This window comes from Stieleria maiorica (assembly GCF_008035925.1).
GTDB lineage: Bacteria > Planctomycetota > Planctomycetia > Pirellulales > Pirellulaceae > Stieleria > Stieleria maiorica.
In genome coordinates, this window is sequence record NZ_CP036264.1 from 7,844,841 (window position 1) to 7,859,313 (window position 14,473).

The following is a 14,473-nucleotide window of genomic DNA, read 5'->3' on the forward strand; positions in this document are numbered from 1 at the left end:
CCACCCGTCCACCAAGGAGACTTCCGCCGTGCTACGTATTCAAGCCCGCCACATCCAGGTCTCGACACCCGAACTGGCCAATGAGGTCATGACCCAATGGCAGCAGGGGGCCAGTTTCGATCAACTCGCGCAGACCTATTCGGAATGTCCCACCGCTCGCCAAGGTGGATCGTTGGGGGAATTCGGACCCGGACACATGGCCCCCGAATTGGAACCGGTTTTCATTGAAGGCGACATCGGCAGCGTCTACGGCCCGGTGGCCACCGCACACGGATACCACCTCGTCGAAGTCACCGGACGTAAGGACTATCCCTAGTATTCCCTCTCGCCTTACGAATTGTGAAAACGGTAGTGGACGACGTGAGCAGTCCTCGCGGTGCGCAATCCGAATGGACTCGTCGCCTCGTCCACTACCTCGAAAACCAAGTTGACTTAGCTACGATCGACTGACCACTGCGATGGCAATCGGACGAACATCAAGCTAGACTCTACCCGAGTATCCTTCCTTACTTGCGGACATCCCTTCGAGCCTGACCCCATGTCCCCTCCCGCTGCACGCATGACCGATCTTGTCAAACAGGACGCTCCGCACTGTCATGCACCGATTCATCCCGCAGCTCCGGTCCCGACGCCGGTTGCGCACCCCGCGCTTCCGTTGATGATCGTCAAAGGCGCGCCCAACGTGATGATCGGAAACATGCCTGCCGCACGGGTGACCGACACGACACTGCCGTGCATGTTGCCCGGCTGTGTCCCGGCCGGCCCCGGCATGATCGCCAAGGGATCCTCCAGTGTGCTGATCGGTGGCATGCCGGCTGCCAGAGTCAACGACATGACGGCCCACAGCAGCTGCGTCGCCCCGATCCCCAGCCCGGTCGGCAAGGTCCTGCCGCCGGGATGTCCGACTGTGATGATCGGGGGCTGACGTCTCGTGCGACGGCGGCATCTCGAAACCTTTCAACCGGTCTGTCCCGTGTGCCGCGTCGCCCGCGGACAATTCCATCTGCTTGATCTGGCAACGGTCATCAAAGAAGTCGATGACCACATCGTCGAAGGGCTGTTGCACTGCAGCGATCGGAATTGTCAACGCGAGTATCCCATCATCGATGGCGTGCCGTTGATCATTCGCGACATCCGCAGCTATCTGTCGGACAATCTGTTCCAAGTCTGCCAACGAACCGATCTGAGCGAAACGATCGAAAGCGTCTTGGGGGATTGTGGTGGACATGGTTCGGTCTTCGACGCGATCCGCCAGCACGTCAGTTCGTACGCCTGGGACCACTACGGCGATCTGGATCCCGACGAACCGCCCGGAGATCCCCGCCCGGGATCGATGCTTCGCGTTTTGCGCCGCGGGATCGCATTGTCGGGCCTGGAATCAGATCGGCCCGACAGCATGTTGGACGTCGGCTGTTCCGTCGGCCGTAGCACGTTCACGCTTGCCGAAACACTCGATCGCCCGGTCCTGGGGATCGATTTGAATCTCCCGATGTTGCGAGTCGCGGCGCGGGCGCTGCGCGAGGGCGTGGTACGATACCCGCGACGTCGCGTAGGGATTGTTTATGATCGCCGCGAGTTTCCAGTCTCGTTTCGCTGCGCGGACCGGGTCGACTTTTGGGCCTGCGACGCCACCGCGCTGCCGTTTGCCGAAGAATCGATCGGCGCCGCACTCAGTCTGAACGTGTTGGATTGCGTCCACTCGCCGATGGAGTTTCTTTCGTCGCTCGGAGCGGTCCTCCAACCGAACGGCCGGGCCGTGATCGCGTCGCCCTATGATTGGTCGTCATCGGCGACGCCCATCGAAGGCTGGATCGGTGGCCACTCCCAACGTGGTCCCGATCGCGGTGCCAGCGAATCGATCTTGCGACAGATTCTTACCCCCGGTCATCCACAGGCAATTCAATCCTTGCGGCTGATCGCCGAAAACAACTGTCCCTGGCACGTCCGCATGCATGATCGAAGCGTCGTGTCCTACGACAGCCACTTGGTCGTCGCGCAAAAAGTGGGATAGGCTTCCACGAATCCGTCGTGGACGACGCGAGGAGTCCTGGCCGTGCTTGGAACGAATGGACTCGTCGCCTCGTCCACTACCTGAAACACCGAGCTGCTGCGGAGTTCGAGTATAGCGCCACACCTTCGTTTTCGATTGGGCTGGACAGTCGCCGTCCTCTCCGAGGTCGGCGCGGGACAAAGCTCTGCATGTTCGTGTGCCGAGCTCGGAGAACACGGCGACTCTCCGAACGCATCGGCAACTACGCGACTTGAGTTACGGTAAACCCCTAGTGCCCCACCGGCAGCAAGCCGCCTGACTCGGGAATCCCTACCTCCACCCAATCACGATCCAATTGCCAAGCACCGTCGATTTCATGAGTCTGATTCGTGACGCGGATCTGCTGGACCGGGGCGTTGTTTTTGGTCGGATAGTAGAACGTGTGCACCGACATTCGCCGCAGCGGGTCGAACTGTCGCACGATGCGGATCGGCAGTCCATCGATCGATTCATCAAGACTGACTTTGATGGATGTCACGGGGATATCGGGGTCGGCAAACTCAACGACGTACCTGCGCCGCGCCACGCCGTCGGCAAACGTGGTGCCCAACGGATCGATTCGCACACTGATCCCCGATCCAACGGCGATCGGTTCGCCCGACGTCTCGTCGACCGGGATCGCCCGATTCAGCCGCGCTACTCCGCCTCCATCGCTGGCCTGATTGCCTCCGCCGGCAATCCCCGGCGGAAGCAATTCGATCGTGGTGGATTCTTCGGCGGGCCGCGACCAAACGCGCACTCGTGCCTTCACCGCTCGGCGCGGCCAATCGCTTGACAGCAGATTCATCACCGGGGCCGGTTCCCCCGGTTCAAACGTCGCGTCATAGAAGGTGTAGGCTTGACCGACCTCTTGCCCGTCGACCGCTACCGGTTGAATTTCAATCCAAACTGCCGAAGGACGACGTGTGGCTCGCCAAAGCGGACGGTCATCCGAACCGGCGGGATCGCGTCGCTGCCAGGAAACAGGAAACGCGACGTCATGGGGCGGTTGATGCTGCGGGCGATGCACCCGGATCACGTGATCGGTCGCGGCGCCCTGGGACGTCACCAACCCTGCCACGGCTTCGACGTTGTCGTCGTACGGATAGTCATAGATCTCCGTGCCCGCTTCGTTGACATACAACTGGTACGCTTCGCCACCTTCCAAGACCACCGGTTCGATCGCCAGCGGTTGCGTCGCGGCTTCCTGTGCTGCGGCGTCCACCCACTGTCTGCCTTCGTATTGCAGCGCGAACAGCTCGGGCGATTCGGGGGCAGGTGCAACGCGTGTCGGCGAGCCCAGCGTGATCGGCACGTCGGGGCGATGGTCGTCTTGATAGGATCGCAATCGATACATCCCCGGCGCCAGCAAGTTCCGCAGTGCTTGTTTCAAGTCGGTTGAACTGGCCAAAGCTTGGAAACGACCACCGGTATCACGGCTCAACCGGTCGAATTCCTGGACGGCATCTTGTTGCTGCGAGCGATCCATTCCCAGGCCCAGTATGTGCACGGGGACCGGCGTCTGCATCCAAGCCTGGCGGACGTCGTTGTCGGTCGTCAGCGACGAATTGGTGGCCGACGGCGGGATGAATTGGTAATTGGCTCCATCGGTGATCGCGATGACGTGTCGATCGGCCGTGGCGTCGTCCGCCGAAAACTCTTGAATCGCTTGCATCACGGAAAGGTACAACGGCGATTGTCCCCACGGTTTCAATCCGCCGATTTCAGGGACCAACGATTGAGCCGCTGCGAGGTCAAAGTCGCTTAACCCCAGCATCGCTTCGACATCCCGCTCCGGCGTTAATGCAGGATCGATCAGTCCGCCAAAATCCGGCCGGGTGAGTGGTCTGACCGGCTCGTCAACACTCCAGCCCAAGCGGTGTCCGAATGCGCGGACACCGACCCGAATGTTTCGCCGAAGCCCTAGATCGAACAGCATTTCTTGCAGCGCCGACTTGGCGATTTCCATCCGCGAAGCGACCTCACCTGCATTCGCTTCGAGCGATTCCGCCATGCTGGCCGAGCAATCCAGGACAAACACGACTGACAGCTCGTCCCAGGGACCGTTCAGCGTGACTTCGCTTTTCTGGTACCGATGCGGATGGACATCGATCTTCACACCGCCCAGTTGTTCCAGGTTCAAGGGGCTGCCGTATTCATGGCCGCGAAAAACGGCTTGTGCTTTCAACGCCAATCCCGCACCAGATACCTCCGCCGGCAAGACGACTTGATAGTGAGCATTGGACGTGGGCAGCGTCACCGCATCAGAGGGTTGGATGGATTCAAAATCAATCCGCTGCGATTCGCTACGCACCGACACGACGGCGGTTCCCTGCGGTGGCGCGAAGGCGTTTTCCGGTTCGGATCGGATCACCAGCAATGACCTGATGTCGTCCTGGGGATCCAATTGAATTGTCCGCGCCGAGGTGGTCGACAGCCAGCCAGGAAGGAATTGACGACTCGCTTCCAGCTGTGATCGGGCCTCGGCAAGTTCAACGAGTCGTTCACCGCCGGACGCCGAATCAATCCCCTGGCGGTCCAATTCGGCGACCGATGCCAGATAGTCTGTCGCGGCAAGATCGTAAAACGGACGCTCGCCACCGGCCGGTCCCCAAAAATCAGCCAGGGATCGCTCGGCATGCCACATCAACAGCGCCTTGATGTCGATGTCGCGAAGCAGCGCGATCGGATCGTCGGCTGGGCGAGGAAACCAGATCGATGCGGCGGCTCGCGTTCGACGCGCTTCGGTGGCACATCGGTTTCGTTGACCCGACAACGTCGTCTCGACACCCATTCCTTGCATCTGACGCTCGACAGAATCCAGAAATGATGCGATCGGCGTGTTGGCGGCATCACCCGCGCCGCCCGTCGTCTCGCCGAGCAATAAATCCAGCGGATGCCGTTGCCAGCTTTCCAGGCGAGCGGAATAGGCGAGTTCAGATGATGGAATCGAATCGGCTTGGTCGTCGTCGCTGGGCGGTTCCAGGTTGGCGTGAACACGTGTGGTCAATTCGTTCATCGCAGTCCGCAGATCACGTCGGGACTCCCAATTGACCAAGGGGACGGACAAGACGGCTTGGATCTCTCCGACCGTCTCCAGCTGATTGGTCAGACTTTCGCGGATCAGTTCACGCGTCCGCAGGGTCAGTTTTTCCTGCAGGCTGTCGATCGTGGGGCGGATTTTTTCCTCCGCCAACGCACCGATGCTCCGCAGGGATTGAACGACCGTTTGGTCGTCGATCGAGGTCGGCATCGCGTCGAGTTCGGCGGCAAGACGCTCGGTTTCACCGATCAACGGCACGATCACGTTTTCAATGTCGTCTTTCGTTTCCGCGGGATCCGATGCGCGGTCCGGGTGGGCGATCCACTGTGCGTAGTAAGGCGCGAGCGCCATCGATCGATCGCTGATTTGTGATGCGGTGATTGCCGTTGTCAGCGCGCCCATCGATGCGGTGAGGCTCGATTGTGTTTCTTGAAGACTTTCGGCCAGGCCCTCTTGCTGACGCAGAAACACGCGGTCTTCTGCCATACGACGCGATGCGTCTGCCGGCGCCAGCAACCATCGGGTCCAACGATGGACGCGAAGGTCTGCGGGGATCCCATCGTCATCACGCGGGACCGTTCGGTCTTCGATCTCACTTTGCAGCGTCAGTAACGTGCCCAACACGTCCGCTTGTTGCCACAACCGTGGCGTCTGGTAGCGATCTAACATTCGGGCAAACTGCGTGCTGCGATAGTCCGACGTCGCAAGCTCCTCAAATTCTGCCCGAACGCTCGAAAGCAGTCCGGCGTTTGGCCGGGTGGAAAACTCTTGCAATCGATCACGAAGCTGCGCGCTTGAAGTCATGTCCTGCGTGCCGAAAAACTCCGCCAGCGGCAGCGAGTGGACACGCAGCGCACGTGGCAGCGGCGGGCGGTTGCCCGAGACCAGCGAATAGGCGTTTGAATAGGTTGGCGATTGCGGCAATCGGGCCATCCGGGTTTCAATCGCCTTGATCTCGCCGACCACGCGATTAAACGTCCGCTTGGCCAAGGTTTGATAACCCTTGCCGGCGGTCGCCAGTTGCTCCAGCCACAACAGACTGTGTTCCAAGTCTCGGAACGCGATCGGTTCGCGGCGATAGAGTTGTTGTTCGCGATGCTCGTCCAAAGATCGCCAAAGTGAGTCAAGCTGGGCATCCGAAATCGTCGGCCCAGATCGACTGACTGTGGGGCGAGCGGTCAACTGGTTCAATCGCTCCGGATTCAAACTCCGCGTCAGGTGAAAGTTCGAATCGGCATGGACCTTCATCAGGACGGGCGTTTGGCGATCACCGCGGCTACGCCGTGCCCACCAACTGACCTGAGTTTGAACGTAACGGTGAAGCTCGACAAGGTCGACCCATCCATCGCCGTTGCCATGGTGTGACACTTGATCGGCGGCGCCGGCGAGTCCCAATTGCAGGAAGTGCCCGAACACTGATCCCGCCAGATCTGCTGAAACATGGGCCGTTTCGTCCGATCCGGCCGACAACATCACCGCCAAATCGACCTTGGTCTTTTCCTTCGCCACGCGTTCGGCAAACGCGGCTTGGACCTCGTCGGCGAATCGATTCACCCGCAGGCCGATGTTCCAATTGACCTGCATGCGGTTGCAGTCGAGGATCAGGAGCGTCTTGCGTTTCGCGCCCAGCGGCTCGATGCGGTCCAGCAGTTCGTCCAAATCGATCCACGACTCGGAATCGGTCGCCGAGGCCTTGGGTGGGATCAGCCGGATCGAATCGCCACCGCCATCGGCAACCCCGTGCAGACTGACCCAAACGATCAACGGCAATCGCCGGCTTTGCCCCTGTGCCCGCGTTACCTCTCGCTCCAAGCGTTGGTAAAAATCGGATGCTTTGAAAATCGGGGCATCATCGCCACGCACAGTGATCGTTTCGCCGTCCATGACGCCCAATTTCCCAAAGTCCTCTTTGGCCCAGGCGTTCGGCGGCAGCGGCCACGAGTACTCCGCCGCCGACAGCACCACCACCGCAGTGCGTTTGGGGGAGAGCAACAACAGCCAAATCAGCCAGGCGAACAACAGCAATGCGGCCAGCAACAGCACGCCCCACATCACCTGCCGCCAGCGCCGCCACAGGATTCCGAAAACGTCGGCGCCGCCGGCGCGATCGCCCTGCCAGACCTTGCGATCGGGTTGGCTGGCCTTGCCGGCGGGCTGAGTGGATGAAGTCGACATGGATTTGTCGTCCGTGGGGCTCGTCGCTCGTGGGGGAACGTTACTCGCGTCGAACCGAATCGTGATCGGATTGCAGCGTCGGATCAAAACTTTCTGGCAACAAGAATCCGGCGGTCGTCGTCACAGTGGCTGTGGTGGCGTCCGCTTCGGTGTGACCGACCACCGCGATGCCTTGATCGGCCGTCGCATCGTTATTCGGCACCACCTCTTGAGCGGCGACGTCACTCGATTTGGATTCCGGCATCACGGCGTTTGCCGCGACCGCCGGAGTGACCTCACCGGCCGGCGTGGGAACTGCATCGACGGACGTCGGGCCTTCCATCGGCGCGGTCCCTCCGTCAATTGGTGTTGCGCCGCTGCAGGCACAGATCACCAGACGGGCTCGGCGACGCACATAGTGTGACGGTTCCACGAATTCATTGCAGTCGTCTTTTTCATAGACAATCTCATACAGCTTTTTTAGCAGCTTCGGGCTGCAACAACTGTTCGGACAAATGCATCCCCCTTTGCCGGTCACGGCTTCGCGCAGACCATCCAAAGTTGCGATCCGAATGTCTTCGCTGCAATCGTCCAGCGCTGCCAACAGTGCGTCCTCGGCAGCCTCATTGCATTTCCCGCATCCTTGTTTAGCAAGGAACTTGATCGCTTTGGCTTTCTGCGGCGCTTTGTCTTGTTCGATCTTGGCTTCCGCGGCGGCTTTTTCCGCCGGGCTGGCATCGGGGCCCAAGTTGGACGGGTCCGTGATCGACTTGATCGGCGGTCTTGCCTCCAAACCCGGGAAACGTGTTCCCAACCGATTGCGGACACGCCCGCCGACCGTCCGAATCCCGCCAAAGACCAAGTCCAGGCCCAAGAACTGCGGCAGCGTCATCCCTGGGGCCGCCGGGGCAGCCACGGCGACAATCGTGGTCGCACCGGCTTGGGCCGACGTCGGGGCTGCCGGCGCAGGCGCCGCCGGGGGAACCGACGCACAGCCGGCGCAAGTTGCCACTGCGATCAAGCAAACGCCGATCGAAAAGCGGTTGCGACTGTTGGTCATTGATCTCTTCAACGGATTTCGAAAGGCGCATCGATAGCCACGCATACGCACTTGTATCGGTCATTCCGTTGGTGACGTTTAAGCCAACTGCAGAAAGTTTGCGGCCCCACCCGTTGGTGTTTAGCCTTTAGGCGACCCCCCTCGCTGCCATGCAGCGCCCCCGGGCGTCCTACGGCCCAATACCGCTCAGCTAAGCGTCGTTTCCTTCAGGGAGTGCCCGTAGGCTCGCGCCAAACGGCTGATCATCGTTTGACATCAGCCGGTTCGCGCCAGCGTCCGGGCGGCCTTACCTTCGCGGTATTCGGGAAAGCGTGACGCCCAACACCGTTGGTGTTTAGCCTTTAGGCGACCCCCCTCGCTGCCATGCAGCGCCCCCGGGCGTCCTACGGCCCAATACCGCTCAGCTAAGCGTCGTTTCCTTCAGGGAGTGCCCGTAGGCTCGCGCCAAACGGCTGATCATCGTTTGACATCAGCCGGTTCGCGCCAGCGTCCGGGCGGCCTTACCTTCGCGGTATTCGGGAAAGCGTGACGCCCAACACCGTTGGTGTTTAGCCTTTAGGCGACCCCCCTCGCTGCCATGCAGCGCCCCCGGGCGTCCTACGGCCCAATACCGCTCAGCTAAGCGTCGTTTCCTTCAGGGAGTGCCCGTAGGCTCGCGCCAAACGGCTGATCATCGCTTGACATCAGCCGGTTCGCGCCAGCGTCCGGGCGGCCTTACCTTAGCGGTATTCGGGAAAGCGTGACGCCCAACGCCGTTGGTGTTTAGCCTTTAGGCGACTCCCCTCGCTGCCCCGCAGCGCCCCCGGGCGTCCTACGGCAACGTCACATCTACCCGCATCGTGCGCTGCGGACCCACTGTGACTTCCACCGGCAACTCCGTGCGATGCACGCGGTTGCGAATCACCGCCCGTGCGGCCAGGCGATAGCTGCCCGGCGGAACCCCCGGAATCACGTAACCACCGCTCTCGTTCGACCGCACCGACATCCCCGCCTCGGCCGCTGCCTCGCTCGGTTCGGTTCCAGCGCCCGCATCATCTGCCGGCACAGCGATCAATCGCACCTCCACTTCCGGAACATTCCGCTGCCGAAACTGAATCGTCCCGACCAGATCAACGGTTTGCTGCTTCACCCGCTTCGTACTCTCGGTCGCCGAAACGACTTCGATGTCGATCGACACCGGATCACTTTCGTTGCCCACGCGATCGATGCCACGCACCAGCAACGATTTCTTTCCGGCGTCGGGCCCCGAATCGACGCTCAGCATCCACTGGCGATCGGACGTCCGCGAGCCCGTGAAAATGTTTCCCGCGGCGGGAAACTCGCCCGTCCCTTCCAGATCAAACGCCGCTTCGACCTTGGTGACGTCGGATCCCTCGTCCCACGCCCAGACCTCCAGATCAACTTGGCCGTTGACGGCGACGAAGTCCAATCCGTCGGTCCGATTGATCGGACCGACGATTGGTGGCGCGGTATCGATCAACAGCTCGATGCTGCGGACCGATTGAACTTTGTCGTTGACGGTCAAGCTGGCCGCGACATCGATCAACAGGTTTTCCAGCCGCTCTGACGGCAGATCGATCAAGTGGTCCGACACGGCGTTGGTCAATTCAATCGTGCCGTCGGGAGCGGATTTGACAAACCCGATCATCACTCCGCGGTCGGTCGTCAACGTCACACTGTCTTCAGGGTTGGGAACGCCGGAATCGTCCAGGTCGATTCCCAGATCCAGATGATCGCGCCCGTTCTCGAACGATCCGACGGACGCGTCGATTTGGACGGCCACGGGAATCGACTTCGTCGCCCCCAGCACGCCGTTCTTGGACGACGTCGTCATCTGCAGGCCAACCAAATCGGTGACTTCGGGAACATTCGTCAGGTGTTTGCCGCAAGGGACATCAAAGATGAACGATCGCGGATACCCATCGACGTCGATGTAGACGCGAGCCACACGGGGCGGCGGAGTCGTCGTGGCGATAAACAGCTTCGTCGTCGGCGTGGATCGGCTGATCATGCCCTGCAACTTGCCTTTGGTCCGGCCGTATCGGTCGTCAGCCAGCCGGCACTCGACGCGGACCGGCGCCCCTTCAGGCAAGCGTGCCGGATCGGCGGCAGAGACTTCGATGGTGATTTGTTGTTTGGTCGTATCGAATCCGACCCTTGGTACCACGAATCGTCGCGGTCGTTGGATCGCAAAACGCACGTATCGGAACGTGGATTGTCCGGTCTGGCGATCTCTCAATTCGACCAGCATGCCGTGCGGCATGTCGACGGATTTGATCGGTTCGGCTGCCGCGTCATCCTTTTTCGCCGTGTCCTCTTTGGCAGCGTCCGATGCTTTTGCGGCTGTTTCGTCTCCGCCGCCCTGCTGGGCTTCGCCAGCACTCGGGAACGCGGGTTGCCCGTCTCCCGGGACATTCAAGTCAAAACTTGCCAGCGGCAACGCACCGGCCAGCAACGTGGTGGGGTCCGCCGGAAGCCGCCCCGTCACTCTGCCGCCCAACGCGTAACAACGCATCGAAATCTCCTTGGACCGAGAGGCGTGGTTAACGACGCCGAATCGAAACGTTTCCAATCGATTCGGATGCGGCAACAATTCCACCCCACCGACGTCGGACACGAACGTCGCATCGCCTCGTCGAACGAACACCTCGGCGACCGGCAACATCACGTCGATCGAGCGACGGGTCAACAGAACCGGTGGCTGGACATCAGACCGTGTCAGCTTGGACGGTTGGTAAACGTCAACCACCAACTTCGTCGTTTCCGATGCATCGTCTCTGCGGCTAATTTTCAACGGCAACGCGATCGAACTCTCCGCCGCGATCGTGATCGGATGTGAACGTCGAGTTCCGAATTGCGACGGAGTGTCAAAGAATCGTGGCCGAATCTCATCGGCTGTCGACCCTGATTCCCCAGTTTTAGCGCTCGCGTCAAGGTCGACGTCGATCAGTTGGCTTTCATATTCCAGTGAAACCGTGACCGACAGCTCGCGGTCGCTCGGGTTGTCCATCGTGACCAGGATTTCGTCGTGATCGCCATATTGTAAGTCGACTTGTGCGGGAGCCGTCAAAGCGATTCGATGCAGGCCGTCCGACGGATCGGTCGATCGGCACAGCAGCTCAGCCTGCGTTCGGTACTGGTCTGCCCAATCCGCTAAAGCGGTCGAGGCTGTTCCGGTGTGATACGTCGACGCTTGCACAAAACGACTCGCCTGCCATCGCAGCGTCGATCGAAGCTGCGGCGCCAATGACAACGCGTTGACGTCGACGCGATCGAGTTGCCAGGCATCCCGTGGATCCAGCATCCGCAACAACCGGATGGCCATTCGTGATGCCGCCGGTGACACGGCACACGACGACAACGCACGCTCCACTTCGGCTGCGCTGCGGTAGAACGCTTGCAACGCCATTCCGAACTTCGAATGCGTCTGCCTAACGGCTGCCCTCTTCGACGCCGAATCGTCTGCCTGCATCGACCGATAGGCTTGTTCCAGCGACTCGAATGCCGCCCCGACTTCCTGTGCCGCCGTGACCGCCGCGAATTCGTTTGCCGGGACACCGTCGATCCGGGACAGATGTACGTAGCGTGCTTCCAGCTTGGCTTGCTCGAACAGGTACCGCCAGTCTTCGGCCGTCGGACTTCCAGACACACCGCCCGGTGCCGCGGTCGCGACATCGTCGATTCCGATGTTGGCCAAGTCATAGTTGGCGGCCAATTCGCGATCGCGCTGATCCGATGCGGTCAACAGTTGACTCCGCAAAGACGAACTCACCAGCGGCGTCCGCAGCAACAACTCAGCCTGATACGAATCGCTCGGTGTCGGTGTCCGCGTTAATAATTGCTCCGCAGAAGCATCGCCACATGTCGCTTCCACACTTGACTGGATGGATTCCAATTGTCGGCGCACTGCCGATAGGGTTGTCACACTGGATTGTCCCGGTTGATCCAGCAGGTCGGAAAGTTCAGCCGCCAGATCCAGCAAGGTCGAAAGGTCTTCAGAAACCATGCTTCGTTCAACGGGCATGAACTGCGACATCCGATGCCAATGCAGATACGACGGCAGTCTGGCCAATACGACTTCCAACTGTCGCTCCGCTCGGCGGATTTCGACGAAATCCTGCTCGGCTGCGGCGTAGATCGTCCCCGCGTCTTTGAACAGGTCCTCGCACCGCTGTTGCCACCGCAGACCGACGCGATCAAACACCAGTTGCTCGGCAAAGAAACGCACTTGATCGGCCCGTTCGACGTCCGATCGCATCCAACCCGGCGACAACAGGTCCAACGCCGCGATGCGTTCGCCGGCCAACGTCGTCAACGCAGCGTTTTGAACCAAGCTCCAGTCCAGATCCGGATCTTCGGCCAGCCGTTTCAGGTAGGCCATTTCGATGTAGCCAGAAAACTCCGGACGCCATCGCGTTTTCAACCACTCGTCAAACGCCTTTCGCTGGTTCTGCTCCAATGACGCTTGCAACGTTTTCAGCTCAACGTCCAACTCGTCCCCTTGAATCATCGCCGCCAGCCGGGCCAGGGCCAGACTGTGGGCTTGGTCGGGGTTCAGCGTCGACAGCAGCGCGATCGTTTCTTCGGACGCTCCGCCAAAAAGTGACTTCAATGGCGGCGATGGGGTTTGGGACGCAGCCGGTTTCGTCGTGGGCTTGGAGGGAAACGAATCTTCCAGCGTCACTAGGATCTTTTCGTCATCGTATCCCTTGCCGCCGCTCAGTTGCTGTTCAAACGCCAACAGTTCGGCCTGCAATTCACGCCACAGGTGCGGCTTGTTCTCGATCGGGCTCAAACTTGGATCGACCGCCGACCAAGCCAACGACGCAGTGTCGCGCTGCTGCCACGCCTTGGACAGCAGCTGCTTGGTTTTGACAGACGCGTCTTCCCCGGATGTGTTCCCGTCTTGGCTACCGATCGGACCCGAGCCGTTTGCTTGGCCATCGGCACCCGTGTCGGGCCCGGTCGGGGCGGCGTCGCTGGATCCTGCGTTGCCATCGGCCTTGGCTGATTCGTCGTCGGCACCAGCCGAGGCGGCTTGGCCGGCAGGGTCCGACGGTCCACCGGCGACATCGTTTGCGGCGCCGGCGGACCCCTTGGTGGTTTCGTTGGATGGGATGCGATGGGAAGCCAAGGTGACCTGCTGCCTTCGCAACAAACCCCGAACCCTTCCCGAACGCGACGACGATCCGCTGCTGCCGCCGTCTTCATCCAGCGGCACGATCAAAGACGCGGCGGTCAGGTGCTTCGTCGAGTCTCGCTCGAACAACGTCAGCAATTCCGGATCGGATTTCCCCGGTTGGCCGCCGCCCCAAATCAGCTGAGGAGACTGTCGTGCCCCTCGGTCGGTGCTTTGCGCGACCCATTTGGCGACGTTGGCCGACGTGAATCCGACCAATTCACTCAGCTTGATCGTTCGGTCGTGATCCAGGTCCGCAGCCCCTTTCAGCCCCTCGCCGACAAACATCCCGAAAACACTGCGGCGGGCGGCGCGTGAAACGTGCGAGTACTGCAGCGACGAATGAGAACAATAGACCCAAAGCGAGGCGTCCCCGGTTTGACGAACCGCGTTTTCCAACAGCCGCGGAAATTCGTTGCCGACCACCCCCAGTCCCGGGTCGTAGTCGATCGTGCCCGCGTTGATCACAATCAATTTCGTTGCCGCCGGAGATTGGCGAACCTGGTCAAGCAGCGATGCGACGGAGATGCGACCGAGATCGGGTTGGCGAAGGTCGAAATTGTCGCACAACAAATAGGCCGACGTGTCGTCCGTCACGCCGTGCGCGTTGATGTACAGGATCAAATTGTCGCGCGCGTTGATCTTGGTCTCCGCCAAACGGCCGGCCAGGTTCTTGGCCGCTTGCGCCGACCGAAGCGTTTCACTCTGATCGCGAACCTTGGCTTCCCGGATCGACGCGATCGCCTCCAGGTCTTCGGCGACAAAGGGAATCGGGGGCGTGTTGAACGCGTCGTTGCCGCGTGATCCGATCAGCACCAAGTGCGTTTGAGGTGCAAAGAACGGGGGGAACAACAGAAGAATCAGCACGACCGTCAGTGCCAACAGCCCGATCACGATCGCCGCTCGACGTAGGTCGCGTGCGAGTCGCGCGTGACCCCGTTTCTTCGCGGCTGCCTGCCACGACGGTTGCTGATTTGGTTGCATGGTAATCCGTTCTGCTCAAATCAA

At 60.7% G+C, this 14,473-nt stretch carries 6 protein-coding genes; 3 read left to right on the forward strand and 3 right to left on the reverse strand.

What is annotated here, in order from left to right; translation table 11 throughout:
• Positions 1–28: 28 nt before the first annotated feature.
• From Mal15_RS26660 to Mal15_RS26670, 3 genes are all read left to right on the forward strand, one after another.
• Positions 29–316: a peptidylprolyl isomerase gene (locus tag Mal15_RS26660; protein ID WP_147870544.1), complete on the forward strand. Its 288-nt coding sequence runs from the start codon at positions 29–31 to the stop codon at positions 314–316.
• A 222-nt stretch (positions 317–538) separates the two neighbouring features.
• Positions 539–925: a PAAR domain-containing protein gene (locus Mal15_RS26665; protein ID WP_147870545.1), complete on the forward strand. Its 387-nt coding sequence runs from the start codon at positions 539–541 to the stop codon at positions 923–925.
• 48 nt (positions 926–973) lie between these two features.
• Positions 974–2,011 (forward strand): methyltransferase domain-containing protein, encoded by a 1,038-nt coding sequence (locus tag Mal15_RS26670; RefSeq protein WP_147870546.1) that lies wholly within the window; start codon positions 974–976, stop codon positions 2,009–2,011.
• A gap of 268 nt (positions 2,012–2,279) precedes the next feature.
• Here the strand turns inward: Mal15_RS26670 and Mal15_RS26675 are convergent, their stop codons facing one another.
• The 3 genes from Mal15_RS26675 to Mal15_RS26685 all read right to left on the reverse strand — a co-directional run bounded on the left by Mal15_RS26675 (position 2,280) and on the right by Mal15_RS26685 (position 14,449).
• Positions 2,280–7,247, reverse strand: a complete 4,968-nt coding sequence (locus Mal15_RS26675; protein ID WP_147870547.1) for a vWA domain-containing protein — start codon at positions 7,245–7,247, stop codon at positions 2,280–2,282.
• A 40-nt stretch (positions 7,248–7,287) separates the two neighbouring features.
• Entirely contained in the window at positions 7,288–8,286 is a 999-nt protein-coding gene (locus Mal15_RS26680) for a hypothetical protein (protein WP_147870548.1), read from the reverse strand.
• 811 nt (positions 8,287–9,097) lie between these two features.
• Positions 9,098–14,449: a carboxypeptidase-like regulatory domain-containing protein gene (locus Mal15_RS26685; RefSeq protein WP_147870549.1), complete on the reverse strand. Its 5,352-nt coding sequence runs from the start codon at positions 14,447–14,449 to the stop codon at positions 9,098–9,100.
• Between the last annotated feature and the right edge of the window lie 24 nt (positions 14,450–14,473).

Bases quoted from the DNA above. Each gene is read 5' to 3' on its own strand.
- Mal15_RS26665 (WP_147870545.1), top strand. From the start codon at position 539: ATGTCCCCTCCCGCTGCACGCATGACCGATCTTGTCAAACAGGACGCT.
- Mal15_RS26685 (WP_147870549.1), bottom strand. From the start codon at position 14,449: ATGCAACCAAATCAGCAACCGTCGTGGCAGGCAGCCGCGAAGAAACGG.
- Mal15_RS26675 (WP_147870547.1), bottom strand. From the start codon at position 7,247: ATGTCGACTTCATCCACTCAGCCCGCCGGCAAGGCCAGCCAACCCGAT.
- Mal15_RS26680 (WP_147870548.1), bottom strand. From the start codon at position 8,286: ATGACCAACAGTCGCAACCGCTTTTCGATCGGCGTTTGCTTGATCGCA.